The organism is Bacillus sp. PK3-067 (genome assembly GCF_056738645.1).
The window spans coordinates 2,892,937-2,919,595 of sequence record NZ_CP096490.1; the positions used below are offsets into that span (position 1 = coordinate 2,892,937).

The following is a 26,659-nucleotide window of genomic DNA, read 5'->3' on the forward strand; positions in this document are numbered from 1 at the left end:
ATATTATGCGATATAGTTCGATTCGGTGTCAAGAGGTATTTTTAAAAATAAATAGAGCCGCAAGTTATTTGTATGAAATTATCGCCCTACTGAATGAAAATACAAAATGATATAAGTTTAACTCATATTCATAAACATAAAACCTTACATTATAGTGTATATATTTACATAATGTCGAATATAATTAATTTTTATCTTTTAGTGTTGCAAAAAGGAATATATTCTCTTAGAATGTTTCTTTATATTGCACAGGGATGTTATTCTTATTCTAAGAAAATAATATCAAACAGATATAATTGATTATAAAAGGAGCAAGATTGAGTTATTATGGATAAACAAATTGGATTCATCGGTTGCGGAAATATGGGAATGGCTATGATTGGCGGAATGATAAACAAAAATATAGTGTCTTCAAATCAAATTATTTGTTCAGATTTAAACACTGCTAATTTAAAAAATGCTAGTGAAAAATATGGGCTAACTACAACTACCGACAACAATGAAGTAGCTAAAAATGCTGATATTTTAATTTTATCAATCAAACCAGACCTATACGCGTCAATAATTAATGAAATAAAAGAAATAATCAAAAACGATGCTATCATCGTTACGATCGCTGCTGGGAAAAGTATTGAAAGTACTGAAAATGCCTTTAATAAAAAAGTAAAGGTTGTAAGGGTAATGCCTAATACTCCTGCTCTTGTTGGAGAAGGAATGTCTGCATTATGCCCGAATGAAATGGTGACAGAAAAAGATTTAGAAGATGTACTAAACATTTTCAATAGTTTTGGTCAAACAGAGATCGTAAGTGAAAAATTAATGGATGTTGTAACATCTGTAAGTGGTTCTTCACCAGCTTATGTATATATGATTATAGAAGCGATGGCAGATGCTGCTGTACTAGATGGTATGCCAAGAAATCAAGCATATAAATTCGCTGCTCAAGCTGTGTTAGGCTCTGCAAAAATGGTACTAGAAACAGGAATACATCCAGGTGAATTGAAAGATATGGTTTGTTCTCCTGGCGGAACGACAATAGAAGCTGTAGCAACATTGGAGGAAAAAGGACTGAGAACAGCGATTATTTCAGCTATGCAGCGTTGTACGCAAAAGTCTGTTGAACTATCTGGTCAAACTAAAAAGTAAAACTGTAAAAGAGATCGCGTTAGCTATGAATTCATATGAATTTAATTAGAAATTCACTACATGATAAACGGCCAAACTCATATATAATTGAGTTTGGCCGTTTCAGTTTTAATTATATTAAAATAATTTTATTCAAATCTTCTTTACAGGTTCTGTTTTATCCCTTACCTATTCCCTACTATGATTGTGTAATTTTATTAGAAACTAATAATTTTTCAATGCACTTCGGTAACATATCTAATAGCGTTTCAAATGCGTAGTTTACATCTAGACGTTCTGTCCATTGATGTGCATCTTTTCCTACCGGCCCCATATTTAATACTGGAACATCAAACTCTTCTAATTCCTGAAGCGGAATTGAATAACCTTTATCCCATAATGGCATATTGTCTACAAGCGAACTCATTGAATCCAGTGGATACTGCAAGCCTACATAACTTAAATCTGAAATCCCCCCAAAATAATTTTGGTTTTCAAATGTAATTTTATGATTGTAGTGTGCATACTTTTCCATTTCTACAACTACCTCTTTTATTAAAGGATTGTTGCGTGAACTCACAGCTGGATAGTACGGCGGAGCGAAGAAAAGTACAATCATCGGTGCCTTTTCTTTACATAAAATCGCTAATTTATCTACTAAATCAATGGTTACCGCACGATCATCTTTATCTCCTCTATTTTTTATAATATTAGATTGAATATGATTTATTTTTCCTCGTCCATGTTGCTCAATTGCATATGTGATAAGCTCTTCATAAGTTAATACATTTACTTTGAGATTAGGTGGTATAAATGGATTATATTTAGAAAAACGATATGCATGTTTTTCATACGACTCTTCTATTTTCTCTGCTACTTTCGTTACTTTTTGACGTAACAATGAAACTACATCTGTCATTGATTTTTCTAATAAAAACAAATTAAATAATGTAACTGCACGATGCGGAATTTGTACAGAATAATCCTCTTTTAAGTCCCTTTGAAGTAAGTTAGTTGGCGGAGGACTCGCTTCCCCTTCTACAATATCACAAAGGTCTGTGTTTAACTCTAATTCTGCTGTTATTAATGAAGCCATATAACTCCCATTTAACCCTGCAAAAGGTTCACCTACATGTGTCTCTTTTCCGTAGCAAAGAAAACCAGGTAACACTTTACCAATAGAGCCAGTGTAAATATACTTATTTTGGTCACCAGGATGTCTTGAAAACATAGGCTCTGAGTTTAGTACCGTTTTATACTCTAAATCATGTTCTCTTGCTAACTCTAGTAATCTTGGAACAGCAGCTCTCATCCCTACAGAGTTTACTTCTTCATCTGGTACAGCCAATAAAAGAACATTCCCATCAAATCTTTCTTCGCAAGCTTGCTCAATCATTGCCATTTGTAATGCGAGGCCGCATTTCATATCCATTGTTCCTCTACCAAACAGCCATTCTCCATGTTCTATATCTTCACGTACATGGTCTGGAAGTTCATCTTTATGAGAATAAAACATAGATGTTAACTTTTTAGGATTAAATGCATCTTCTTTCCACATTCCGTAATCTTGTACATCTACAACATCAAAGTGACTTACTAGAATTACAGTATTTTTTGTACTATCGCTTTTCTTTACTAGTGCTGTAACAAAATATCGTCCGTCCCCTGTCGGATTTTTTTGCAAATGGTGCGGGTTTTGTTTGAAATACTGTAAGTCAGATAATTGTTCCACAACAAAGTCTGGCAATATTACTTCAGCTTCTGAACCGGTAATACTAGGAATTTCAACAAGACTGCTTAATAATTGAACCAATTGTTCTTTTGATTGCCACTTTGACATATAAATCCCCCTATTTTCCGCATTATGAAAACTAATTCCAGTATATGAATAAAAAATGACGACAGCTATCAAAATTATAGTTCTGATGTACTGCCGATTTTTATTGATATTTCATGAGCCGCTTGTTTTACCTTGCTAATAAGAAAAGATAGTCGATCATCATTAATACGATGACTAATTAACCCAACACTTAATGCTCCTACTACTTTATGATTAAATCCGATAATAGGTGCAGCTACTGAAGCTGTCCCTTCTGTTTTTTCACCATAACTGACAGCATATCCTTCATTTTTTATTTGCTTTATTTGATTAAGAAGAATTTGCTTTTGTTCTGGTAATGAAGGAAGTAAATACTCTACAATATGTTCCATTTCATTCGTTTTCATATTGGCAAGCATCGTTTTATTTGCAGCACCAATTGAAAGTGGAATTTGTTCTCCTAGATTATCGATAACTCGAATTTTTAAAGGACTATCAATTCTTTCAATGATAATAGAATGTGTTCCGTTTGGAATATTCAAATAGACACTTTCTTCCACTTCAGAAGCCAAACGTTTCATCACTTCTCTTGCAACAGATCTATAGTCTACCTTCTCCAATTGACGCAACCCTATTTCCATCCACATTGGTCCAATTTTGTACTGTTTTGTCTCTGTAATTTGTGTAACTAACCCATGCTCCATTAGAGAGTTAAGTAATCTATGTACTGTACTAACCGGGAGATGTGTTCCATCAGCTATATCAGAAATAGCCCAATACTCTTTTTCATTTGTAGAATTCAATAATTTAATAATACTTATCGCTCGATCAATGGACTGTACCATAACTCGCCTCAACTTTACTCGTAATATGTTAGTACGCTTAATTAACTATCAATTTAGCAAACATTCGAAATGAAATCAATATATTTATTTAATTTTCTAACAATAAAAACATATCACTAACAACGAATTGAAAACGCAAACAAAAAAATATTGACTTTTCTTTTTAATTATCTGAAAATTATAACAAGATTTCACATCACGGAATACATTCCATAATACGGAAAAACATCAAACGTTATTCTATCAACTACGAAAGTGAGGAAAACAATGGCGCAAGTAAGCAATACAAACAATGAATTAAAACGTACGATGAAAAGTAGACACTTATTCATGATTGCACTCGGTGGTGTGATTGGAACCGGGTTATTTAACGGATCTGGCTTTATTATAAGTCAGGCTGGACCTGGTGGATCCGTACTTGCCTTTATTGCTGGTGGATTATTAATGTATTTCGTTATGCTATGTCTTGGTGAACTTGCTGTAGCCATGCCTGTTTCAGGTTCCTTTCAGGAATATGCTACTAAATTCATCAATCCTGCAACTGGCTTTACAATCGGATGGTTGTATTGGTTAAGCTGGGCGAATACGACCGGTCTTGAATTTACAACTGCCGGTATTACAATGCAGCGCTGGTTTCCTGATATTCCTGTTTGGGTTTGGTGTTTAATATTTGGCGTTACCATCTTCACTATTAACGCATTATCTGCTCGTAGTTATGCAGAAACAGAATTTTGGTTTTCAAGTATAAAAGTATCTGCCATTATAGCTTTTATAATTCTTGGTGGCGCCGCTATGTTCGGTTTTATTGATTTAAAAGGCGATGAACCAGCTCCACTTCTTTCAAATTTCGTAAATCATGGTGGTTTATTTCCGAATGGACTTGCAGCTATTCTATTAACAATGGTTACAGTCAATTATTCCTTCCAAGGTACAGAGCTTGTCGGAATCGCAGCAGGTGAAAGTGAAGATCCAGCAAAAACTTTACCTCGTTCTATTAGAAATATTATATGGCGCACAATGTTTTTCTTCGTCTTAGCAATCTTTGTTCTTGTTGCTTTAATTCCTTGGGAAGAAGCTGGATTAACAAAGAGTCCATTCGTTGCTGTTTTTGATAATATCGGTATTCCATATGCAGCTGATATTATGAACTTTGTTATTCTTACTGCTGTTCTTTCTGTCGCAAACTCAGGACTATACGCTGCTACTCGAATGCTTTGGTCTTTATCAAAAAACGAAATGGCTCCAGCATTTTTAAAGAAATTATCATCACGTGGGATTCCTCTCAACGCTTTAATCATGACAATAGCTATTTCTGCTTTTTCTCTTTTGACAAGTGTAGTAGCTGCTGAAACTGTTTACTTGTGGCTCATTTCAATTTCCGGAGTCATTACCATTATTGTTTGGATGTCAATTTGTGTTTCTCAATTCTTTTTCCGCAAACATTATTTAGCAGACGGCGGAAAATTAGAAGACTTAAAATTTAAAACGCCACTTTATCCACTCGTACCAATTCTTGGTTTTGGATTGTATGGCATTATATTAATCAGTCTTATTTTTATCCCAGAACAACGACTTGGAATCTATTGCACTGTCCCATTTATCATCTTTTGCTACACTTACTATCACTTTAAAGTTAAGAAAAGAAATTCTACTAACACTCATAGTGAAACTAAAATTAGCGAGACTTCGTAATATTTGACTATACATAAAAGACTACACATGGCGTTTCACTTCATGTGTGGTCTTTTTTCATCATTTTAATATGATTTCATCTGAATTTAATGAATATATCCCCTTTCCTACAAAAGTAGTAGAGTGTTCATTTAAACACTTACTACCTCAGTGGGATTTATCACATTCCAATTTCAATATAATAGTAAATAGGTATATCGGATATAGATGTACATTACTAGGCTTATACATATTTCAACTTTAGAATTATATTCACTATTGAATTGGTAGTTACCAATAAAGAAAGAAAGAAAGAAAGGAATGATCATAATAATACAGAACATATACGAAACTCATTTACATGTAAGAAATTTAGAGAAGGCAATAAATTTCTATCAAAACAAGCTAGGATTAACGTTAGCAAGAAAACTCTCCAAAAGAAGAGTGGCTTTCTTTTGGGTCGGAGAAAATAAACAACAAATGCTTGGACTATGGGAAGTACATAACATTGAAGACTTTGAGCCGAGACATTTTGCTTTTGGTGTAAATTTAGAGTTTTTAATGACTTCTAAAGCGTGGCTAGAGGAACGTGGAATAGCAGTGATAGGAAGTCAAGGAAAAGGAAATCAAGAGCCAATTGTCCAAAGGTGGATGCCTGCTGCAAGTGTATACTTTCTAGATTGTGATGGAAACAAATTAGAATTCATTTCTATGTTACATGAGAATCCAGATGAATTAGAATATGCGCCCTATTTAAGTGTATGGAATGCGGAACACCAAGAAAAATGAATGGAATTTTCGTTCAAGTCTTTTCTTATTTTTGGATATAATGTTGTACGATCCCCCCTTTTACTATGAATTTGTTAACATAATGCATTTACTGTCATCTTATATTTGTACTTACGTACGAGCAATTCCTAATCTGCTTCAATTACAATTTGAATTATGTAAATTTTCCTCTTATCTGGTCTGGCATCTACTCTTTAAACACAAACTCCCCTTAAATCGAAAATGATTAAGGGGAGTTTTATATACGATGCAATTATAGTTCAGATTTCACTCGAACAGAAACATTATTTTTAATTATATTTTTGACATCTTTAAAGCTAACAAAATTGTTACTTTTCTCATCCCAAAGACGGAAACGTAGTGATTGTAAGCTTGTAGCAAGCGTAATCGTTGGTACATTTTTTAACGGAAGCGTATTATTGTGTGCCTCTTCTAGTTTATAGTTAGGTACCCTTGGGCTTAAATGGTGAACATGATGGAATCCAATATTACCAGTTAAGAATTGCAAAATTTTAGGAAGCTTATAAAAAGAACTTCCTTCCACTGCCGCTTTCACATATTCCCAATCTTTATCCTCTTCAAAATAAGAATCTTCAAATGTGTGCTGTACGTAAAACAGCCAAATCCCTACTGAACCTGCTATTAAGAATATAGTACCATGTACTAACAGAAACGATTGCCACCCAATTGCCCAGCAAAGTATAGCTACTACAGCAACAATTATAATATTCGTCAAATAAGTATTCATACGTTCTTTCTGCCTTGCACCTTTTCGGTTAAATCTATTTTTAAGCAAGAAAACATAAATCGGACCTAATCCAAACATAACGAATGGATTGCGATATAAGCGATATGCTAAACGAAGTCTAAATGGTGCAGCTACATATTCATCAACTGTAAGCGTCCAAATATCCCCTGTACCCCTCTTATCCAAATTACCACTCGTAGCGTGGTGAATAGAATGTTCATGCCCCCACTGATCAAATGGGAATAATGTTAAAACACCCATACACGTTCCAACTATTCTATTTGCACGTCGACTTTTAAAGAACGAATAATGGGTGCAATCATGAAAAATAATGAAAATTCTTGTCATAAATCCAGCGGCTAACAGTGCTGGAACTAATGTTAACCAATAAGAAACTGACAAACTTTTATAAGCAAGGTACCATAAAATAATAAATGGCACGATTGTGTTGATCAGTTGCCAAACACTTTTTTTAATCGTTGATTTTTCAAAAGGAGCAACTTGTTTTTTTAAATTTTTAGTATTTTCTAAGGTCATTGTTCTAATTCCTTTCCTTTTTGTTGCTAATTCATATTATAGCACACTATTAGTATCAGGTGTTAAAAGTAGCTATAATAAATATTATATACTATGAAAATCTCTTTTTTCTTACTCATTACTTACAAATTACTTACGCCCAAAATAGCTTCTATAATTGGACAGGCGGAGTATTTTATTTATAAAAGAAACTTCGAATTTTTCCAATAAGTACATAAAAAAACAGCAAGTTTTTTCACAAGAAGAAAAAAGCTGCGATAAGTCAGTTTCACCGACTTATCGCAGCTCCTCTTCGTTTTACCTTATTTTATCGATGAAGCCACACTGCACCTGCAGACTTGTCTTCAGCTTGGCCTACCACTTCAAACTTCAGTCCTAGTTTCGGTAACTTACGTCCTGCATCAGGAATAATGCTGTTGATGTATTGCTTAGAATCATCAAATTTTGCCACTCCTGGTAATCCTTTATAATCGAAGATACCGCGAGTTGGTGAATTTACTTTCCATGCTGGTGTTTGATCAAATGAGAATGCCGCATCGGCAATTTGGTAACGCGTACTGCTCTTCACAGTAGGTTGTCCGTTTAATGTCCCTACAATTGCCTCTGGATGAGAATCTACTACTCCTAAGAACCCTTCACCTGGATGAACGCCTACCCAGTTATCTGTAAAGCTTTGATCCGCATACCATACAACCATTCCTGTATTAAATACTGGACCACGTGCATGTTGTAACGCAGTGTCAGAACCAGCGTAATTTCTCCACTCTACATAGTAATTATGTTTTTTCTGTTCAAATCCGTTAGACACAGTAAAGCCTTTTAACGTCATTGCTGGCTGACCTTCTGCATCATCAGAGAAAACAACTTTTCCATCTACAGTTAATGCTGCATTATCTAACGCAAACCCTTTATAAGCTACTGCAATATCTGTTAAGTACTCAAATTGCAGTTTTACTTTTTTTCCTTTGAATTGGCTTAAATCGTATGATTTATCAACCCACTTACCATCAGTTGTATCCGCGCCGCCTTTTACATCTTTTTCGCCCATTCTATCAATGCGTGTCTTCGTTCCATCTTCTGCAATCGCATATACGTCAAGGAAATCATACTTCGCTTCAAGTTCGTAAAATGCCTTATAATCGAACTTAGCATCCTTTGCATTTGTTAAGTCAAATACTGGTGTCTCAAGTGTTGTATGAATGTCATTTCCTTTTGTACTGTAATAGAACTTCTTACCAAACGCTGATTCGATATTTTTTATATCTTTGTCCGGTAAGTTAACACGAACGATTCCAGGTCGTTTAGATTTTGTAGTACTTTGATCTACATATGTCGCAACACCGATTCCTTTGCTAAGTTTGTCATAATCTACTTCAAGGATATTCGCCCAGTTCCCCTTCATATTCTTTTGGAAAAATTCTTTATTTTGTGGTGAGAAACTCGTTGGCTCTGTTCCTGCAATTTTTCCAGCCCAGCTACCACCACTCATAATAGACCATGACTCAACAGGTTCACCTTGTCCTGAGTACTTTGTATCATATTCATCTGGTAAGCCTAAATCATGGCCATACTCATGTGCAAACACACCAACTGCCCCGTCTTCAGGCTCGATTGTATAATCATATGCAGCCATCTTTCCGCCCCAGTTCGAAACAGAAGATTTCGTGCCATCAATTGCATATGGTTTTGAACCTAGTTTTGAACGATGTGACCAAATCGCATCATCTTTCAATTTACCGCCGCCAGCTTCTTGACCAACGCCAGCATGTACAACCATTAAATGATCAATAATGCCATCTGGCTCATTTTTATTTCCATCACCATCTTGATCGTATTGATCAAATTGGTCATAGTCTGCTAAATTGATTCCTTTTGCTACCGCTGCTTTTAATGCTTCTTTCACAAAATCTTTTGGTCCTAAAGGCCCCTTGTTATCATGCCCAGTACCCGCATCAGCACCATAATCTGATGCTTTTCCTGGAACAGTAAGCCATTCTGTTACAGTCCCATCAACTGTGTAGCTACCACCAGATTGTTCTTCATAATATTGCTTAAATGTGTTAATCTTCGATCCATCAAATAAAGTAAATGGTTCATCACCAAATAACATTTTTTGATAATGTTCACGATTAAAGTCTTTAGAATACATGTATCCTGGCTCTTGATCAATATTGTTATGCTTAAAATCGCTAAATTCTACAAGTAAAACAAGTACTTTATCTTTTCGAACAGCTCCATTGTATTCTTCTTGCTTCGCTGATGTAGTAGGTACTTTTCCATTTAATTTCCCAGGGTTCAATGCTGCACCTTGTCCAGCTACTGGGCCTACTTCAGGCTGCTGCGCCTGTTCATTTTCCTTCATTTTTGCATCTTTTACTTTTTTCATAAAATCAGAAGCTTCTTGCGTAAGACTATCTCCTGTTAAAATTTCTTTCCCAGGGTTTTCCCCTTTCTTTTTCTCAACATATTTTTCGACAGCCTTTGACGTCTCAGCTTGCGATGCAGATTGATCAATTACCCCCCGTTGTTTTAGCGCTTCAGCCAAGCGCTCCTCCGGTATTAAGTGCTCATCTATTGGTAGAGATGATGTTGGTGTCTCAGCATGCGCTGCGTGACCTCCAAAAGCAAACGTACTACTTAGTACTGCTGCTGTTGTTAATACCGCTAATGGTTTTAATTTCTTTTTCTTTTTCAATGTATTTCCTCCCCAGTGTCTGCAAATTATCGTTTTTTGCCGATAACAACATAATATTCGTTATAATACGAATATTCAATCTTTTTCAACAAATAAAATGTTGAGAAATATTTTTTATGAAGGGTGAAATACATACGATAGAAAAACAAACTCACCTATAAATAACAGTGAACTTTTTTAGTAAAAATAAGAATTAAATATTCTCTATACTATTTAATCTATGGGTTACCATATTACTCACTATTCTCATTATTACAAGCTAATAGTGGTTCGTACATCATTATAGCGTGATTCTCTGTTACATATTGATCTTCTATTAACTGTTTCTGTAGATTATATACTTTACGTTGAATCACATTATGTCGTATATAACCGCCCCAGTATGCAGGTTGAATTGAGTGTTCTTTCTCATACACTTCATATTGATAAAGTTGCGGATAGACTGTTCTCCATTCACCAACTAAATGTTCATCTGTCATATAAAGGTGAAGTTGATACGGTTGATCCGTTTCATTTTTAATTTGTAAATCCAAATAGTTATAGGAACAAGTTGCCCCACTCCCAAACGGTTGAGTTCGCCTAGAATCAGGAAAGACATCAAAGCTATGACGATATCGTTCGGTTACTGTCAGTGGTGTATGTAGAGTCATCCAATATATTAAATTTGAAAGCTGACAAAGACCTCCTCCAATACCTGATTGAAAAGATCCGTAGTGTAATACCATACCTTCTACATACCCTTTTTTCCTCGTTGGCTTACCTATTAAACGCCAGTAAGAAAATGTTTCTCCCGGTCTAATGACGATACCATTTAGTTTTTTAACAGCAATTTTCAAATTAACAACCTTATTCTGTTGATACCACATATCTACATCTTTAAGCTTACGAAGTAATATTGTTTGGTGCTGAATTGCTGTACAAGGTAGCTTTTCTTGTTGGAACCTTTTTGCATATGTTTTTCCGTCTGCTAACCACTGAATGTGCCTCTTTGTAGAGTAATACCACTTACCTAGCATAATGCGATACTTAGACCGCTGTTTAGGACGTAAGTGCACTATATTCATTTTATTCCCTCTCTCTTTCTTCAACTAAATTCTAATATATTTCTAATTCAATAAATTACAGTTTTCTTAACTGCATAATAATTTCCGCAAAAAAATAATAAATTTACTCTAGTGGAGATTTTATTTTGATGATTGCTTTATAATTATATAAAACTGAGCTTCAATACAATAAATTGAAATAAACACATTATAAATATAACGGATAACCTTAAATAAAAAATAATGAACATTAAAGAAATTCTAAAGTATTAATATATTTTTCGTAAATATTAATTGATAACCCATTAGACTTTACTATATGTATAACTTCTTATTCTACAAAACGAAATTTTTTAATGTAAGAAAAAACTATACTTTCCCTTTAACATTGATACCAGTCTCATATGGAAAACTTTACAAAACAATTCGAACACTTGCATTTAGAATAAACACAAAAAATTGCCACCAGTTAGCTTAACTGGTTGGCAATTTTTTAACGAGAATGCTTTACAAATAGTTGAATTGCTTCTTCTGGTACATAGCACTTTCCATTACTCTCTACAATAATACTTCTTAATTCATACCCTTTACCATTGATACGAATTATATTTTTGTTACCAAATAATTGTGCTTCTACTTTATTATGTTTTACTACGAGTAACGGGTTTGCTCCTTCGGTTTTGTTGGCTGTTACAGTTGCACCGATCTTCTTAAAGGCTTGTTCACTCTCTAAAAATATTTTATTCGTTACTTCTTCTAAGTTAAAGCCCATCGCTTTCGCCATCGTCTTCGCAATGTCTGTATTTTGGATTAAGCCTTCTGGTTTTTGAGGTCCATAAGAATGTAAGAATACATCCTCACCTGTATGTCCTCCTGTCGTAAAGCCGATATTTGCACGATTAGCCAATAATGTAGTAAGAATTCGTCCTACATCCATTTTCTTTTTTGCCGCTTTTAATTTTTCTTTTTCATCATGAGTTAGATTATCCAAACCGTATAGTTTAGCTACATCTTCTACATTTGATAAATCAGATTTCAGTTTATTTATAGTTCCTTCAAGTGTCATTTTCGCCTTTTTCAATGGATCAATGTATGCAGAAACCGGTGTAGTATTGTATCCTTTTGTCGTATTCCTATTCCCTATAGAGATGCCGCTGTTACCATGATCAGTTAAAGCGATGAGCATCGTATCCCCATCTTTCTTCGCAAATTGTAACGCCTTTGCTACCGCTTCATCAAATGCCAATATATCACTAATCATCCCAATTGGATCATTAGCATGGGCTGCCCAATCAGGCTTACTACCTTCTATGAATAAAAAGAAACCATCTTTATCTTTTGATAATGTTTGAATTGCTTTTTCTGTCATTTGAGAAAGTGTTGGTTGTTCTGGGTTTGTTGCTATACGATCCGTATCAAACGCAAGAGCATGATGTGAGAAAGAGCCCCAAATTTTATTAGATTTGGAGTTCAATAACGCATCTTTCGTTTCAACAAAATCGTATCCTTTGTTTTGAATCACCTTTACTAAATTTTCACCATCTTTTCGGATTCCATTACTTTTCATAGGTAACAGCGCCGCTTTTCCCCCGCCTAATACGACATCTATATTTTGATATACTTGCTGCTTCGCAATTACGTCAAATTGCTTGCGATTGACATGGTGAGCCGAGAATCCCGCCGGAGTAGCATGCTGAATTTCAGATGTAGCAACAATTCCAGTTGCACGGCCAGTACGTTTTGCACCTTCCAATACGTTTGCGACCGGCCGTAACTTGTCCTCTTCTTTTATTGGCTTTAAGCTAGGCGAACTTACAATAGAAGGTAGTACGCCTACATATCCTGAATTCGATTTATTTCCAGTTGCTAATGCTGTTGCTGCTGGCGCTGAGTCTGTAATAGCTGATTCCGCCGAAAACGTACGAACTCCTCCTGTTACAATTTGATCTAACGTAAGCGGTGCCCCTTTATACCAGCGAGCCAATGTTGTCGCCGTTGAACTCGTTCCGTCCATAACCATCATAATTATATTTTTAGGCTGATGTTCTACTTTTTTCACCTTAGCTTTGGCCGCATGATAATTCATCATACTTTCCATACTTAATACGCTTACTATTATAGCTGCCACTAATAGCAACTTTTTCATCTTCACACCATAATTCAACATGATTGTTCCTCCATAAACTTTGCATTCATTTAAATACACACTATTTCCTTTTCCATACCAAAACCTACATATGTTTTATTAGTTCCCAATTCTCATAAAGCTAACAATAGTTACTTTCCCTTTCTTTCCTTTATTAAATATCGGTATGTATCATCTATCTTATAAAAAAGATTTAACATCCTTTTCATTAATTACTTGTTTAACAATAAATCCTCGATCAAAAGAAATAAAAATTTATTGTTAAACAATAAATTTCGTGTTAAATTAATAAGATATTAAATAAATGAGGTGCTTTTTATGAAACAAGGATCCACACTCTTTTTAAAGACCGTTGTGATTCTGATCGGAATCCCCGTTCTTGCTATGTGCATTTTTTTAGTCCCTAAAATAGGAGCTTTCGCTGCAGAATTATATCCAGATATTGCATATATTAAATATCTTGTATTTATCAATTTATATGCAACAGCAATACCTTATTACTTCGCACTGTACCAAACATTTAAGCTTTTAAACTATATTGATAAAAATAACGCATTCTCAGAGTTATCTGTTCAAGCTTTAAAAAATATTAAGTACAGCGCATTGGGAATTAGTGTATTATATGTATTAGGTATGCCACTTTTCTATCTCGTGGCAGAGAGAGATGACGCCCCTGGCATTATTATTATCGGAATGATTATGATTTTTGCTTCAATGGTAATCGCGGTCTTTGCTGCCGTTCTCCAAAGACTATTAAAAGATGCTATAGATATAAAATCAGAAAATGATTTAACGGTCTGAGGTGAATAATATGGCAATTATTATTAATATTGATGTAATGTTAGCGAAAAGAAAAATGAGTGTAACAGAGCTTTCGGAGAAGGTTGGAATTACAATGGCTAACCTTTCTATCTTGAAAAATGGAAAAGCAAAAGCAGTCCGTTTTTCAACTTTAGAAGCAATATGTAAAGCATTAGAATGCCAACCGGGGGATATTTTAGAATATCAACCTGAAGATACCGAGTAAAAAGAGTCCTTCATACGAGAAGGACTCTTTTTATTACACATTACGGTGCAAAACTAATTTGACCAGTAAACAATAGGATAATTGCTATGATCCAAAATATAAAAAATGATGAGGACAGTATTAATGAAAGAATAGCAATTCCCTTCTTCTCTGTTCTTTTCGTCATTGTGATTATTGAAAGTATGATACCTACACCTGTCAGGGCAATTGTAATATAATCTCCAACTATATTACCTGCATTGGCTATCCTTGTTGGCGTTATAAAAACGAATAGAAAACACAAAATGCCGATGAGTAAAGATACATAGCTTATTATACTGTACTTCTTTTTAGGAACTATTTCAGTTTTCATACTAACCCCACCCCTTCTATATAGCTATGAGTTTATATTAGCATGAATAACCATAATTTGGTTATGATAAAAAGCAGATAAAACGGACACTATCACTTTATCTGTCTATTTCTATCTAACAACTAACCTGACTATTTCTTTACTAAAGATATACAATCATTCTTTAATCCACGGCAATTGGTATATAGTAGCTCTAAAAAATAAAGACTGTACCTTTAAAATGAAAGATACAGTCTTTATTAATAACTTTTTTTATAAAGAAAACTCTCTATCACTCACTACCTTAAAAAACTCCGAGTAATGTGATAAAGAATAATCCGCTACATCACAATTACCTTGAAACATACATGTTGAAATACCTAATTCTTTTGCAGGTAATAAATCTAATTCTCTATCTCCAATAGCTAAATCAATATTGTATTTTTTATGCAGATGATTATAAGCTAAAGAGTTTGGCTTTCGAGGAAAGCCATCGTCAATTGTAACCATATCTACGAAGTATTTTTCCCAGCCGTAATATTTTAAAATGCCCATAACCCCTTCCCTATGTTTATGGGTCATAATCACATTTTTATTTGCAAATTTCAAAACCTCTTCGACACCTGCAAAAGGTTTCATATCTTTTGGCGTGAATTTCTCCTTCAAAACTTTAATCTTTTCTTCCTGCTCGCATGAAATATTATAATACTGAATTGCATGAGAGTATGATATTTTTAAGTTTTTGTATATTTCTTGTTTTTCTACTGAGTCACCTAATATTTCAGAAAGCATCATTGTATATGCAGGATACGTATCAAATAACGTCCCATCAAAATCCCATAAAATATTCATTCTATTCACCTTCTATTTTCAAATCATTCAATGACTAAATCCGCCCTATCCCTCGGCAATTCCGTTTCTAAGTAATAATCCTCTGCTTTCCAATACCTATTTTCAAATTTTGAAAGGTTTTTCTGTGTCTCCTCACTCTCACGTAGAAACCTTGTCTCTCTTGGACAGTCCAAATAGACCATATAATGAAAGAAATCTCTCCATTCTTTTCGCTGCAGAAAAACTCCTTCAATAACAATTACGCCTACAATAGGAATCTGTACTTTTTCCATTTCACATATATCTGTTTCTTCATGAAAGAAAGGTAATTTCAATTTTGTTTCATGTTGTAGCTTTTGAAAAAATTTCCGCCTTAGCCATTCAATGTCCCATTGTAAATAATAATACTCATACCATTCTTCATATCCAGTATGATATCGTTTATTACGCTCCACTATATGATCATCAATATGGAAAATACGAAACGGAATGCCTTCTTGTTTCATATTTTCTTTTAAATTGGCTACGAATGTTGTTTTTCCAGATCGACTTAAACCATCTATACCTAAAATGAATCTATTTTCCCTATGCTTCTTCATAATCGTTATAAGTTCGTTTGTACTCATTACTTCTTCCACTCTTCTTTTAATAAAGAATATAAAATGGTATCATGAGCAACTCCATTTTGAATCATATGTTTTCGAAGGAATCCTTCTTCTTGAAATCCTGCTTTTATTAATAACTTTTGAGAAGCATTATTTTCTACATATACAATCGCTGCGATTCTTATTAGTTGCAGTATTTCAAATCCGTAAGCTAAAATTGCTTGTAATGCTTCCAATGCATATCCTTGTCCCCAATATGTATCATCTAATTCATAACCAATTTCAGCTCGTTTATGATGATTATTAATTAAATGAAATCCGCACGTTCCGATTAATTGGCCCGTCCCTTTTTTCTCGACTCCCCAGCGAAATACACTGCCCTCTTCATAACGATTTTTGAACGTTTGAATCGTTGTTTTCGCTTGCTCAATATTTTGGAAAGAATCCATTCCGAAATAACGTATAACTGATTCTTTCGAAAAATATTGGAACATCGTTTCTGCATCTAATAGTGTAAGTTCTCTTAAGAATAAACGTTCTGTTTCTAGTTTCGGAAATCCCATCTCTCTTTCTCCCTCTATTCTAATGAACTGCAAATTTCAATATAATTTCCATCTGGATCAGCGATGTAGGCAATTGTTTGTCCCCACGGTTTTACAATTGGCTCCACTAAAATTTTTATACCTTGCTCTCTAAATTGCTCAATCGTTTCTTGTACATTCTCAACAACGAATCCTAACTCGAAATGAGAAGACTGTAATTCACCTTCTGTAAGCGGTAATCCTGTTAATTCTTTCACATCTTGCCGCGTATTCATCGCTAAAATGGTAGTTCCAGTATTAAATTCAATATATGTTCCGTGCTCTGCTTTTATAGGTAACTGTAAAATATCTTTATAGAACTTTAAACATTCCTCAAACTTTTCTACATATAAAATGATGTACTTCATTTTCAAATTCATTTTACATCCCCCTTTGTATCTATCCCTAAAATTTCGACAAAAGTCTCATAAAAACCTTGTTCCTTGTAGTAATGAGCAAAAAAAATGAGGCCGATTTCTCGGCCCCCCAGCTTATTGGCATAAAACAGGAGATTTGGTTTGGACATAACCAGTTCGTACTTTTATTATATTTTATTTTTTCTGAATTTTAAATACATTAAACACCTATTTATATTGAGAAAGTTTTTTGCTTGCATAAAATTAAAGATTTTAAGAAATGATACAAATGGAGGTGTATACATATGGAACCAATGCTATGTCCAAGTTGTAAAACGAACCGTACTCGCTTTAATATTCTTGAGCAACAAGTAAAACCAGTCAAAATAAATCCACAAACTGGTCAAGTGGAAGAAGAATACACAAATGAAACGATGAATGCTTTTCATATGGCTTATCAAGGACCTACATACCGTGTCCAATGTGCTGTATGCGGACTTGTTGAAAACCCTGAACAATTTATTAAACCTGCGCAAAATCAGTCTTTCTAATAAAAATATGGTTATCCCTTGTAGAAATAGATTTTTCTATAAGGGATTTTTTCGTTTAATACGTTAATTAAAAATGTATTTCTTCCTTATTATATTTTAAATTCCACACCATTTTAGTAATATTTATATAAGGGAGGTGAAACAAATGATTTTAAATAAAAAGATAATGCTTCCATCAACATTTCTACTATTAACTTGTCACATAATCATCTTTTACTTTTGGATTTCCGATTGGAAGAAAATCTCGAGTTCTTACGGTTTAGCTATATGGATACTTTCTACTATTTGTGGTCTTTTACTTTATTTCCTTTATAAAAAACAAAAATCTAATAAAGTGATATTCATTGCTAGTTCGTTATTATTAATTACTTCTTCATTTATGATTTTTTTAGGTATTGTTACTGGTATCATCTTTGTAACTGTTAGTTCTATGCCTTAAATATACAATATTTTATTATATAAAAAATACCCAACAAAACAAGGATATATAGAAATTAAAGAAGATGATTTCCATTCAATATACAACCATCTTCTTTAATAAACCCAATCTTTGTTACAATATTTCATTTTTTAACTTTTTAATCTTCCAATATACATTAATAAATATATATAAATACATACAACCTATAAATCCTATCATGCCTTTAAATATATAAGGAATTCTAGATTCTGATGGTCCAAGAAAACATAAGTAAAGCGCTGGCATTATTGTTACAAACATAATTACAAAAAACTGTAACAACTCAGTAAGTTTTTGTATCCTCGTTTCCTTCTCTGAATATATATCAGGTAACTCATTTTCCTCTTCTACTTCTTTACAAAAGTAATTCCACTTCGCAAAACTCGTTACATGTTTCCAGCCACACATTTCATATATTTGGATATATTCTTTTTGTTTTTCTGTCGAATCTTTATACTCTAATCTAAAGTCTGCTTTATATACTACATCTTTCGGCTCAGTTTTCTTAAACGTATACATTACGTTATACTTTTGTAACGCCCAGCCTTGTTGATGCATTTTACGTAAATACGCTTCTTCTTTTTCTAAGCTCCATACTGCGAAAGGTTTGAATATCTTCTTTGTCTCCATCTCTCATTCACTCCCCTAATATACTATTTCCATTCCTTACAGATCTCTGCAATCTGTTATACTCGAGCTCTAACACTTCTCTCCCAAACGGCGTTAACTCATAGCACTTCTTTCTGTCTGTAGAGGCAACTTCAACAATTAACTTCTCTTTTAGTAATTTCGTCGTATTTCCATATAAAGTACCAGGGCCGAGCTTTACTTCCCCATTTGTCATCTCTTCTACCATTTGCATAATTCCGTAGCCATGCAACGGCTTCACGAGTGACAATAATATGTAATATGTCGCCTCAGTTAACGGAATATATTTTTGCGCCTTCGCATTCATTATAACTACCTCCGATACATCGATATACGATATATCGACTCACGATACATCGTATATCGATATTGTATAATTATATTCCAAAATATGCAAGAGTAATTTAATAATTAAATATCCATTTCTTTGAATTAAAAAATCATACCAATTTTCTGAATAATTTGTTAAAATATAGAAATATTAGCTCTTTTATAATGAAAGGAATGGTACATATGATAAATAAATTGAAAGAAAACATCGGATCTGTGTTTGTTGGTAAAGAAAATGTTATTGATCTACTGCTCGTTTCACTTCTTGCTGATGGACATGTACTACTCGAAGACGTGCCTGGTACTGGGAAAACGTTACTGGCGAAAACCATTTCAAAAAGTATTGGTGGTAGTTTTTCTCGCGTTCAATTTACCCCTGATGTACTTCCAAGTGATGTAACAGGTATTGAATACTTCAACCCAAAAACAAGCGAATTCGAATTAAGAATTGGACCAGTTATGACAAACATTTTGCTAGCAGATGAAATTAACCGTGCAATGCCGAGAACGCAGTCGAGTTTGTTAGAAGCGATGGAAGAACGACAAGTGACGCTGGAGAAGCAGTCAACTCCTCTTCCGAAACCGTTCTTTGTTATTGCGACGCAAAACCCAATTGAATCACAAGGGACTTTCCCTCTTCCAGATGCACAGCTTGATCGCTTTTTAATGACGATTTCAATCGGTCATCCAACTCCTAAAGATGAGTTACAAATGATGCGACGTTTTCGGAACGATTTACCATTAGAAAGTGTCACATCTGTCATCTCATTAGAAGATATTTTAGAAGCTCAAAAACGAGTAAAAGAAATATTTGTTTCGGAACCGTTAGAACATTACATTATTAAACTTGCTCATGCTACAAGAAATCATGATTATATCGCTAACGGTGTAAGCCCACGTGCCACATTAGCTTTAGTACGTGCTGTTCAAGCTTTAGCCTTTTTACGCGGGAGAGAATATTGCACACCAGAAGATATACAATTGTTAGTTCCTTCTGTTTGGAATCACCGTATCGTCTTATCAATGGAAGGTGCCCTGCGTACGACAAAGAATGATATTATGCAAAGTATTTTAAAAGAAGTTGACGTACCTGTGGAGATTGAACAAGCATGAATGGACAGCGTGTTGTAACTGTGCCTTTATTTTTTCAACTCCATATTATTCAACTAACCGTTCCAATCGCATTACTTTTCACATTCTTTTTCCCGCAACGAATGCTTATGTTTCTCTTTTTCTTCTATTATTTATTTGCGATTTTTATTTATAAATATGTCGCTTTCATAGAGAAGAAGTTTCAAATCATAAATGAGAAACAAACTACACGGATTTTTCCTGAGGAATCTGGACAGTTTTTTATTCATTTAAAAAATGGAGCCAGCATACCAATCGTTAATGGTGTTTGTTACTTTCATTTAAATTCGTCCCTTATACCGCATAAAGAGCAAGGCATTGAACAAATATCAAAAACGTTATTCTCTTTCCCATTTTCACAACCTGCACATTCGGCACAAAAATGGGGGTTAACATTAACCGCCACGAAGCGTGGTGTGTTTCAAATTGAACAATTTGAATGTGTATTAAAAGATCCATTTCATCTATTAACTGTACATTTACCTGTTTTTGATAAATTAAGGACTGAAATTATTGTGTATCCTTCTCCTAAAGAAGTAGCAGGTTTGCAAGAACTTCAGCAACTTTTGAATGGATCTTATCGAACGAATTTTTCTTTTTACAATGATGAAACATCTATTATCGGTGTAAAGCGATATGAGCGTGAGTCTTTCCGCTCTATTCATTGGAAGGCATCTGCTAAAATGCAACAATTACAGGCGAAGCAATATGAACCTGTAAAAAATTATAGTTGGACGATTTGTCTTTCTTTAGCTGCCGATCGTGGATTTGGTTGGAAAGATAATGTAGAAGAACTTATTTCATATGCAACATACATTTTCCAGTATGCAACGAAGCACCACATTCCGTTTGAATTGTTTATTAGTGTATTAGCAGAAGGCGGTGCATTACATGTACCGTTAAATGAAGGACAAACACAATATGCAAAAGCTTTAGAAGAATTAGCCCGTATTTCAGATGATAGTACGTTACTTCCGAAACAAGGATTCCTTCATTATGTAAAGAGAAAAAGAGAACGATCGTCTACAATGATATACATTGGTTTACAAAGAAATGAACTCCCTCTTCTCTCGCAGCCAACGTTTCTCATTACTAGTGAAGGGATGGTGGAACCAGTTGAAAACTTGGCTATATCACATTCATGATTTCATTCTGCTCCTTCTGCTTTCATTATTAACAGAAAGAGATGAACTAATTAGTATTGCAATATTTTTAACAACAGGCTATATTGGAGTATTTCTTATTCATAAATTTATGCAAAAAAAAACAACAGGATTTGTAATACTTTTAGTTCTTCAAATCGTTCTTTTCTCTTTATTTTTACCTTTTTCTCTATTTGGCACAATCATATTACCACTATTTTTCTTTATCGTACATGTGGTCGGACCTGGATATCCAGTTCAAAAATCTTTAGGTGGTATTGTATGGTTTTTCGTTTCAGCTATATTTTATGCACCCTTTCCACCGTTGTGGAAACTATTAATGTTAGCCTTGCATCTTATGATTACATTTTGGTTAACCGGGGCCAATCGCAAACAACAACTATTACGTTTTTCTTCTATCATTACGATTGGCTTAATGAGTATATTAATTGTTCAAGTATTTCCTTTCATTCGACTTATTTTTGGTTTTATAACGGAAGTAGTCGCATTAGGCGTCGGCTATGCTTTAATGCCATTAATTAAAGCAGCGGAATTAAAAGATACTGAAGATGTTTGGGCAAATAAAGGACATCTCTTAAAACCAAAAATTGAAGACGGAAAAAAAATTCCTGATTTTGATCCAATACTCATAAATAGCACTACAATAATAGTCTGTACAGCTATCGCTATTTACGTCGTTTGGAAAATAGTAAAAAAACGAAAACATTTAAGTTTACCAAATATGCCCGCCTTCGAATCTACTATCATTACTGATAAAGAAGGAATGAGCCAAAATCGTTTTAAACGAAATAAACCGCCACATAACGAAATTCGGAAGGAAATTTTCAAGCTAGAGAGTAAGTTAACCCCTCCTTTAAATAGAAAACGGGGAGAAACTGTTGAAACTTGGCTAGAAAGAATAAACGATGAAGAAGATGTAAATATTCAAAGTGCTATTATTATAGATGCTTATAATACGGTGCGTTATTCAAATAGTGCAAACACTGTACTTCTACATGAATTTAAGGAAGAGATTCATAAGCTTTATGCATATCAAAAAAGTTTGAAGAAACGAAAGAAATAACGTAACAAAAAGACTCCTATATTCATAGGAGTCTTTTTGTACTTCTACGTTGCTTTTTAAATGGAAGCATTCTTCCCTGCTTCAATTTCTAATGACTCTTCATGCCACCAAAGTGTTTCTTCAGGGTCTTCTTTAGCGATTTGGTGTGCTTCTTTTTTCGTTTCTACTGTAGGATATGAACCTTTTAGCGCACGCCCTGAAGTTGTAACGAATAGTACACTAAATACAACTAATCCAATAATACTTACACCTGCTAAATAAAATGCCGGTGCGAGCGGGTTACCAGTTGCATGAACTAAGTATGAACATACAAGCGGTGTTGTTCCACCGAATATCGATACAGAAATATTAAATGAGATCGAAAGTGCTCGATAACGTACATCAGTGAAAAAGAGTGATGGTAATAATGAAGGTAATGTTCCTTCATATACACTTAAGAAGAAACCTAGTACGAAAATACCTGCAAATATAGCTGCAATATGTCCGTTACCTATTAGTAAAAATGCTGGAATTGCAAATACAGTTAAACCAAGTAAACCAATTTGCACAACGCGTTTATTACCAATTTTATCACTTAATTTACCGAAATATAGTGCTAGTGGAATCATAAGTGCCATCGTAATAGAAATAATTAATAAGCCTGTTGTTTCTTCGACTTTAAGTACTTGAGTTAGATAAGAAGGAATATACGAAAGAATCATATAATTTGTAATATTAAAGAAGGCGACAATTACTGTGCTTAATAAGAAGTCTTTTTTATGATATTTAATAATATCCATGAATGAAAATTGTTCATTGTCTTCAGATTCCTCTTGTGCTTTTTCCATCTCTTCAAAGATTGGAGATTCATCTAGATGACGGCGTAAGTATAAACCGACCAAACCAATTGGTGCAGCTATTAAGAACGGAATACGCCATCCCCAGCTGAGCATTTGCTCATCTGTTAACAATAACGTCAAAATGGTAACAATTACCGATGCAGCAATGTAACCTGAGAGTGTTCCAATTTCAAGACCACTACCGAGTATACCACGCTTTTTATCTGGAGAAGATTCTGCGATATAAACCATTGCTCCTGAATATTCGCCGCCTGTAGAGAAGCCTTGAATCATTCGGGCAACTAAAAGTAGTATTGGTGCCCATACACCAATTTGTTCATAGGTTGGTAGTAATGCGATGAATAATGTAGAAAGTGCCATTAAAATAATAGTAGTACTTAACACGATTTTTCGGCCGTACTTATCTCCTATTCTACCAAAGAATACACCTCCGATTGGTCGAACGAGAAAGGCTGCTGCAAATGTACCGAATGTAAGTACAAGTTGCAATCCACTATTATCAACACCAGAGAAGAATAATTGACTTAAAATTACCGCTAAATACGCGTATAATCCGAAGTCAAACCACTCCATTGCGTTCCCTATACCAGTAGCAATTACTGCTTTCCTGGCTTGTTTAGGATTAACAATATTAACGTCTTGAGGTTCAAAATTTAAATCATTATTTTGTTGCATATAATAAAACAGCTCCTTATTTAATTTAACTTCTTTAAGCACACCTTCTCTTATTGAATAAAATTAATTCGAAGCACTTAAGGAAAAGCAACGTCTCCTTATCTGTTATTATTATTTCACATAATTAATTATTTGTCCAATTAAATGCTCTTTTTATATAAAATTAAACCCTGTTTAACTTGTTATAGAATGACGTTCAGCTTATATAACACATACCTTTACACTACAAATGAAACTTTCATTTATTTATATTTATAACGTTTCTATAATTGCTTCCTTTAACCTAGAAATTAGTAACTTTTACTAAAGATTTGCATATATTTAAAAAGTGAACTCATTAGCTCGAATTTTGTCTTATTACATTCAACTATAGTATTATTATAGATTTAAAGGAGGCTATTTTATGTTGGAAATAATACTTTTACTTGCTACTGTTTCTTTTCTCTTCATTATTTCTGGATTTTTCATTACCTTAAAACAATATAAAGAAATAAAAAATATAAAGACTATATTAACTACAAAAAAAGAAAATGAGAAAACTACATCCAAAAACTCAATCCCTATGCAATTAGACCTTAGCGTTCTCAATAATTTACTCGCGTCTGGAATAAATAAAGGTTCCAATTCAAGTAATGAAAATTCTAAGTCAGATAAAACTAAATAGTGGTTACGTATATAATAAAATATATATCTCCTATTTTATCTAACCTTGTTAATAACTACCTCTGATTAAAAAGGAGACTACTTATGTGTAAAAATCCGATTTCTATTATTATTCGTATACAGCATAACATAAAAGTTTTACCTGAAATTTTGAAAGCCTGTGAACAACTACAGCCTTTAGAAATTATCCTTACTATTAACGGATGTATCGATGATTCCATTGATATTTCACAATCTTACAATTGTAAAATTATCACACTAGAAGTACCGACAGAATCAAATAATTGTTATGTAATTGGTGCAAAAAAAGCAAAGGGTAAGTACCTCTTATTTTTAGATGCAAATTACATTATCCAATCTTCCTTACTTACACAATTTCTTCAACCATTACTAGACGAATCAGCTGACATAGTATTAAACAATTTAGATGACTTTTTTTATCAAAAGCAAAAGCCAACTATAGAAATGATTTGGCAGCAAGTTACGAATCATTTTTTTCATCGTCCAGATTTACATGTTAACTCACTATTATTTCCTCCCTATGCAATAACAAAAGAGATTCTTGATGCAATTACTCCAGAAAGTTTATTAAATCCGATATTAGCACAAATGAAAATTATTAAAAATAAATTTCGCATTAGCAATCATTTCAAAATTTCTATACCGCAAATTCCCTCCTTCCCCTCAAAACAACTCATTCGTTATCACCTAGAAGCAATTGAAAATTGGGTAAATATATTACAAGATTCAAGAGGAAACTATACTGATAATAATCGAAGGCGGGATGTTATTTTAGAACTTCAAAACGGCGAACAAAGAGCTATATCCAAAATAATTACAGGTAAAGAGTTTTATTCAAATACTTATGGAAATAAACAATTATCCATCATTATCCCTGTTCAAAATGAAGAAAAAACGATAGAATCTATCATTTTTGAGGTGCAGAAATTAAAACCTTTAGAAATCATCATTATTGTTAATGGATCAACAGATAAAACAGAGGAATTGGCGAAGAATTGCGGTGCAACAGTTATTACTTACAAAGAAGCACTCGGCATTGATACCGGACGTGCCGTTGGTGCATATTTTGCAAAAGGTGATATATTATTATTTATTGATGGTGATTTCTTAATTCCTAGTTCTGATTTATTACCATTTGTACAATCTGTTCAAAATGGAACCGATTTAGCTTTAAATAAATTAGAGCACTACTACATGTATCGTGTTCCTTATACTATCGTAACTGCATGTAAGCATGTTGTTAATTTAGCATGTAATCGAAAAGATTTAGGTATGGGCTCCACAACTGCTGTCCCTCATGCTTTTAGTCGAAAATGCATTGATACAATTGGGTTTGATTCTCTTCTTTCACCAACCTTAAGTCAAGTTAAAACAATTTTAGCAGGATTGCATGTACAAAATGTTCATTCTATCGACGTTGACAAGATAAATCGAGTTCGACCAGAAAAACACTTCTCGCAGGAAGGCTACCTTTCATTAGCAACGCAACAAATCATTGGTGATCATATAGAAGCAATTTCTTACCTCATTGAACAAAAAAGAAACACTGAATGCTTTTAATTGTATATTCTTACCACCAAATAATATATGAATTCATTTTAAATATATAGCAAAATAAAAAAAGATGGTTGTAACCATCTTTTTTATTTTTACATTAGATCAAAAGAAAAGTAGCAGGCAGGCTTTTCATTTCTGTATCTTTCTTAAGAAGTTTGAAAATAGAGGCTTGTTAATGAAGAGTCAACACTTAAATCATCTTTTAGTGCAATTGAGAAACATGCAACTAATGGTAAAGTAATAACAATTGATCCACTAGGACTAATTACAATAGTAGGACTTGTCCCACATGTGCCTCCACAATCGACTACTGCATCAATTCCACTACCAGGGGTAATTGTAATTTTAAGACACACATCTAAACAAACATTATTCGTAGTACATGCCATAACTCTCCCTCCTTTCTTTT

General features: G+C 33.8%; 27 protein-coding genes. 12 read left to right on the forward strand and 15 right to left on the reverse strand.

Annotated features, from left to right (window positions below):
• The first annotated feature begins 327 nt into the window (after positions 1–327).
• Complete coding sequence (gene proC, locus M1D73_RS14925; RefSeq protein ID WP_000360723.1) at positions 328–1,146, forward strand: pyrroline-5-carboxylate reductase; 819 nt, start codon at positions 328–330, stop codon at positions 1,144–1,146.
• Between the two features lie 178 nt (positions 1,147–1,324).
• Here proC and M1D73_RS14930 read toward each other — a convergent pair whose 3' ends face one another.
• Both M1D73_RS14930 and M1D73_RS14935 read right to left on the reverse strand, forming a co-directional pair.
• Positions 1,325–2,965: a M20/M25/M40 family metallo-hydrolase gene (locus M1D73_RS14930; RefSeq protein WP_000049572.1), complete on the reverse strand. Its 1,641-nt coding sequence runs from the start codon at positions 2,963–2,965 to the stop codon at positions 1,325–1,327.
• A 74-nt stretch (positions 2,966–3,039) separates the two neighbouring features.
• Entirely contained in the window at positions 3,040–3,789 is a 750-nt protein-coding gene (locus M1D73_RS14935) for an IclR family transcriptional regulator (RefSeq protein WP_000250758.1), read from the reverse strand.
• A gap of 267 nt (positions 3,790–4,056) precedes the next feature.
• Here M1D73_RS14935 and M1D73_RS14940 point away from each other — a divergent pair, with 267 nt between their 5' ends.
• Both M1D73_RS14940 and M1D73_RS14945 read left to right on the forward strand, forming a co-directional pair.
• A complete protein-coding gene (locus M1D73_RS14940; RefSeq protein ID WP_000079991.1) occupies positions 4,057–5,481 on the forward strand; it encodes an amino acid permease in 1,425 nt (474 codons plus the stop codon).
• A gap of 309 nt (positions 5,482–5,790) precedes the next feature.
• Entirely contained in the window at positions 5,791–6,249 is a 459-nt protein-coding gene (locus M1D73_RS14945) for a VOC family protein (RefSeq protein ID WP_121868306.1), read from the forward strand.
• A 253-nt stretch (positions 6,250–6,502) separates the two neighbouring features.
• On the opposite strand, the gene desA is transcribed toward M1D73_RS14945, so the two are convergent.
• The 4 genes from desA to M1D73_RS14965 all read right to left on the reverse strand — a co-directional run bounded on the left by desA (position 6,503) and on the right by M1D73_RS14965 (position 13,439).
• A complete protein-coding gene (gene desA, locus M1D73_RS14950; RefSeq protein ID WP_000171504.1) occupies positions 6,503–7,534 on the reverse strand; it encodes a Delta(5) desaturase DesA in 1,032 nt (343 codons plus the stop codon).
• Between the two features lie 307 nt (positions 7,535–7,841).
• Entirely contained in the window at positions 7,842–10,229 is a 2,388-nt protein-coding gene (locus tag M1D73_RS14955; protein ID WP_000727440.1) for an immune inhibitor A domain-containing protein, read from the reverse strand.
• Positions 10,230–10,462: 233 nt separating this feature from the next.
• Complete coding sequence (locus M1D73_RS14960; protein WP_001028237.1) at positions 10,463–11,293, reverse strand: VanW family protein; 831 nt, start codon at positions 11,291–11,293, stop codon at positions 10,463–10,465.
• Between the two features lie 472 nt (positions 11,294–11,765).
• Positions 11,766–13,439 (reverse strand): alkaline phosphatase, encoded by a 1,674-nt coding sequence (locus M1D73_RS14965; RefSeq protein ID WP_000935912.1) that lies wholly within the window; start codon positions 13,437–13,439, stop codon positions 11,766–11,768.
• 297 nt (positions 13,440–13,736) lie between these two features.
• Between M1D73_RS14965 and M1D73_RS14970 the strand changes: the two genes are divergently transcribed.
• Both M1D73_RS14970 and M1D73_RS14975 read left to right on the forward strand, forming a co-directional pair.
• Complete coding sequence (locus M1D73_RS14970; RefSeq protein WP_086401672.1) at positions 13,737–14,219, forward strand: DUF2975 domain-containing protein; 483 nt, start codon at positions 13,737–13,739, stop codon at positions 14,217–14,219.
• A gap of 10 nt (positions 14,220–14,229) precedes the next feature.
• Positions 14,230–14,445, forward strand: coding sequence for a helix-turn-helix domain-containing protein (locus M1D73_RS14975; RefSeq protein ID WP_000974619.1), 216 nt, complete (start codon positions 14,230–14,232; stop codon positions 14,443–14,445).
• Positions 14,446–14,485: 40 nt separating this feature from the next.
• On the opposite strand, the gene M1D73_RS14980 is transcribed toward M1D73_RS14975, so the two are convergent.
• The 5 genes from M1D73_RS14980 to M1D73_RS15000 form a co-directional block, all read right to left on the reverse strand.
• Positions 14,486–14,797, reverse strand: coding sequence for a hypothetical protein (locus tag M1D73_RS14980; RefSeq protein WP_000845558.1), 312 nt, complete (start codon positions 14,795–14,797; stop codon positions 14,486–14,488).
• Positions 14,798–15,049: 252 nt separating this feature from the next.
• The gene (locus M1D73_RS14985) at positions 15,050–15,628 is read right to left on the reverse strand and encodes an HAD-IA family hydrolase (protein ID WP_001024236.1); all 579 of its coding nucleotides are present in this window, start codon (positions 15,626–15,628) and stop codon (positions 15,050–15,052) included.
• Between the two features lie 23 nt (positions 15,629–15,651).
• Complete coding sequence (locus M1D73_RS14990) at positions 15,652–16,233, reverse strand: kinase (protein ID WP_075677222.1); 582 nt, start codon at positions 16,231–16,233, stop codon at positions 15,652–15,654.
• Positions 16,233–16,775: a GNAT family N-acetyltransferase gene (locus M1D73_RS14995; RefSeq protein WP_000506640.1), complete on the reverse strand. Its 543-nt coding sequence runs from the start codon at positions 16,773–16,775 to the stop codon at positions 16,233–16,235. Before M1D73_RS14995 ends, M1D73_RS14990 begins: the two co-directional genes overlap by 1 nt.
• A 14-nt stretch (positions 16,776–16,789) precedes the next feature.
• Complete coding sequence (locus M1D73_RS15000) at positions 16,790–17,173, reverse strand: glyoxalase/bleomycin resistance/dioxygenase family protein (protein WP_001049849.1); 384 nt, start codon at positions 17,171–17,173, stop codon at positions 16,790–16,792.
• 281 nt (positions 17,174–17,454) lie between these two features.
• Here M1D73_RS15000 and M1D73_RS15005 point away from each other — a divergent pair, with 281 nt between their 5' ends.
• Both M1D73_RS15005 and M1D73_RS15010 read left to right on the forward strand, forming a co-directional pair.
• Entirely contained in the window at positions 17,455–17,700 is a 246-nt protein-coding gene (locus M1D73_RS15005) for a hypothetical protein (protein WP_000433602.1), read from the forward strand.
• 145 nt (positions 17,701–17,845) lie between these two features.
• Positions 17,846–18,139: a hypothetical protein gene (locus tag M1D73_RS15010; RefSeq protein ID WP_000602672.1), complete on the forward strand. Its 294-nt coding sequence runs from the start codon at positions 17,846–17,848 to the stop codon at positions 18,137–18,139.
• Between the two features lie 114 nt (positions 18,140–18,253).
• Here the strand turns inward: M1D73_RS15010 and M1D73_RS15015 are convergent, their stop codons facing one another.
• Together M1D73_RS15015 and M1D73_RS15020 are read right to left on the reverse strand one after the other, a co-directional pair.
• Positions 18,254–18,790, reverse strand: coding sequence for a DUF2812 domain-containing protein (locus M1D73_RS15015; protein ID WP_000448311.1), 537 nt, complete (start codon positions 18,788–18,790; stop codon positions 18,254–18,256).
• Positions 18,791–18,797: 7 nt separating this feature from the next.
• Complete coding sequence (locus tag M1D73_RS15020) at positions 18,798–19,115, reverse strand: PadR family transcriptional regulator (RefSeq protein WP_000991882.1); 318 nt, start codon at positions 19,113–19,115, stop codon at positions 18,798–18,800.
• Between the two features lie 206 nt (positions 19,116–19,321).
• Here M1D73_RS15020 and M1D73_RS15025 point away from each other — a divergent pair, with 206 nt between their 5' ends.
• From M1D73_RS15025 to M1D73_RS15035, 3 genes are read left to right on the forward strand one after another with little or no spacing between them, the layout of a single operon-like run.
• Positions 19,322–20,251, forward strand: a complete 930-nt coding sequence (locus M1D73_RS15025) for an AAA family ATPase (protein ID WP_000608784.1) — start codon at positions 19,322–19,324, stop codon at positions 20,249–20,251.
• Entirely contained in the window at positions 20,248–21,414 is a 1,167-nt protein-coding gene (locus M1D73_RS15030) for a DUF58 domain-containing protein (protein WP_001014398.1), read from the forward strand. Before M1D73_RS15025 ends, M1D73_RS15030 begins: the two co-directional genes overlap by 4 nt.
• Positions 21,386–22,495 (forward strand): DUF4018 domain-containing protein, encoded by a 1,110-nt coding sequence (locus tag M1D73_RS15035; RefSeq protein WP_086395737.1) that lies wholly within the window; start codon positions 21,386–21,388, stop codon positions 22,493–22,495. Before M1D73_RS15030 ends, M1D73_RS15035 begins: the two co-directional genes overlap by 29 nt.
• A 56-nt stretch (positions 22,496–22,551) precedes the next feature.
• Here M1D73_RS15035 and M1D73_RS15040 read toward each other — a convergent pair whose 3' ends face one another.
• Positions 22,552–24,009, reverse strand: coding sequence for an MFS transporter (locus M1D73_RS15040; RefSeq protein WP_001186926.1), 1,458 nt, complete (start codon positions 24,007–24,009; stop codon positions 22,552–22,554).
• Between the two features lie 403 nt (positions 24,010–24,412).
• Here M1D73_RS15040 and M1D73_RS15045 point away from each other — a divergent pair, with 403 nt between their 5' ends.
• Positions 24,413–24,673 (forward strand): hypothetical protein, encoded by a 261-nt coding sequence (locus M1D73_RS15045; RefSeq protein ID WP_000889743.1) that lies wholly within the window; start codon positions 24,413–24,415, stop codon positions 24,671–24,673.
• Between the two features lie 83 nt (positions 24,674–24,756).
• Positions 24,757–26,253, forward strand: a complete 1,497-nt coding sequence (locus M1D73_RS15050; RefSeq protein ID WP_086401669.1) for a glycosyltransferase — start codon at positions 24,757–24,759, stop codon at positions 26,251–26,253.
• Positions 26,254–26,396: 143 nt separating this feature from the next.
• On the opposite strand, the gene M1D73_RS15055 is transcribed toward M1D73_RS15050, so the two are convergent.
• Positions 26,397–26,639: a hypothetical protein gene (locus M1D73_RS15055; RefSeq protein ID WP_000752474.1), complete on the reverse strand. Its 243-nt coding sequence runs from the start codon at positions 26,637–26,639 to the stop codon at positions 26,397–26,399.
• Between the last annotated feature and the right edge of the window lie 20 nt (positions 26,640–26,659).

Bases quoted from the DNA above. Each gene is read 5' to 3' on its own strand.
- proC (WP_000360723.1), top strand. From the start codon at position 328: ATGGATAAACAAATTGGATTCATCGGTTGCGGAAATATGGGAATGGCT.
- M1D73_RS14930 (WP_000049572.1), bottom strand. From the start codon at position 2,965: ATGTCAAAGTGGCAATCAAAAGAACAATTGGTTCAATTATTAAGCAGT.
- M1D73_RS14935 (WP_000250758.1), bottom strand. From the start codon at position 3,789: ATGGTACAGTCCATTGATCGAGCGATAAGTATTATTAAATTATTGAAT.
- M1D73_RS14940 (WP_000079991.1), top strand. From the start codon at position 4,057: ATGGCGCAAGTAAGCAATACAAACAATGAATTAAAACGTACGATGAAA.
- desA (WP_000171504.1), bottom strand. From the start codon at position 7,534: ATGACCTTAGAAAATACTAAAAATTTAAAAAAACAAGTTGCTCCTTTT.
- M1D73_RS14960 (WP_001028237.1), bottom strand. From the start codon at position 11,293: ATGAATATAGTGCACTTACGTCCTAAACAGCGGTCTAAGTATCGCATT.
- M1D73_RS14965 (WP_000935912.1), bottom strand. From the start codon at position 13,439: ATGTTGAATTATGGTGTGAAGATGAAAAAGTTGCTATTAGTGGCAGCT.
- M1D73_RS14970 (WP_086401672.1), top strand. From the start codon at position 13,737: ATGAAACAAGGATCCACACTCTTTTTAAAGACCGTTGTGATTCTGATC.
- M1D73_RS14975 (WP_000974619.1), top strand. From the start codon at position 14,230: ATGGCAATTATTATTAATATTGATGTAATGTTAGCGAAAAGAAAAATG.
- M1D73_RS14980 (WP_000845558.1), bottom strand. From the start codon at position 14,797: ATGAAAACTGAAATAGTTCCTAAAAAGAAGTACAGTATAATAAGCTAT.
- M1D73_RS14985 (WP_001024236.1), bottom strand. From the start codon at position 15,628: ATGAATATTTTATGGGATTTTGATGGGACGTTATTTGATACGTATCCT.
- M1D73_RS14990 (WP_075677222.1), bottom strand. From the start codon at position 16,233: ATGAGTACAAACGAACTTATAACGATTATGAAGAAGCATAGGGAAAAT.
- M1D73_RS14995 (WP_000506640.1), bottom strand. From the start codon at position 16,775: ATGGGATTTCCGAAACTAGAAACAGAACGTTTATTCTTAAGAGAACTT.
- M1D73_RS15000 (WP_001049849.1), bottom strand. From the start codon at position 17,173: ATGAATTTGAAAATGAAGTACATCATTTTATATGTAGAAAAGTTTGAG.
- M1D73_RS15005 (WP_000433602.1), top strand. From the start codon at position 17,455: ATGGAACCAATGCTATGTCCAAGTTGTAAAACGAACCGTACTCGCTTT.
- M1D73_RS15010 (WP_000602672.1), top strand. From the start codon at position 17,846: ATGATTTTAAATAAAAAGATAATGCTTCCATCAACATTTCTACTATTA.
- M1D73_RS15015 (WP_000448311.1), bottom strand. From the start codon at position 18,790: ATGGAGACAAAGAAGATATTCAAACCTTTCGCAGTATGGAGCTTAGAA.
- M1D73_RS15020 (WP_000991882.1), bottom strand. From the start codon at position 19,115: ATGAATGCGAAGGCGCAAAAATATATTCCGTTAACTGAGGCGACATAT.
- M1D73_RS15025 (WP_000608784.1), top strand. From the start codon at position 19,322: ATGATAAATAAATTGAAAGAAAACATCGGATCTGTGTTTGTTGGTAAA.
- M1D73_RS15030 (WP_001014398.1), top strand. From the start codon at position 20,248: ATGAATGGACAGCGTGTTGTAACTGTGCCTTTATTTTTTCAACTCCAT.
- M1D73_RS15040 (WP_001186926.1), bottom strand. From the start codon at position 24,009: ATGCAACAAAATAATGATTTAAATTTTGAACCTCAAGACGTTAATATT.
- M1D73_RS15045 (WP_000889743.1), top strand. From the start codon at position 24,413: ATGTTGGAAATAATACTTTTACTTGCTACTGTTTCTTTTCTCTTCATT.
- M1D73_RS15050 (WP_086401669.1), top strand. From the start codon at position 24,757: ATGTGTAAAAATCCGATTTCTATTATTATTCGTATACAGCATAACATA.
- M1D73_RS15055 (WP_000752474.1), bottom strand. From the start codon at position 26,639: ATGGCATGTACTACGAATAATGTTTGTTTAGATGTGTGTCTTAAAATT.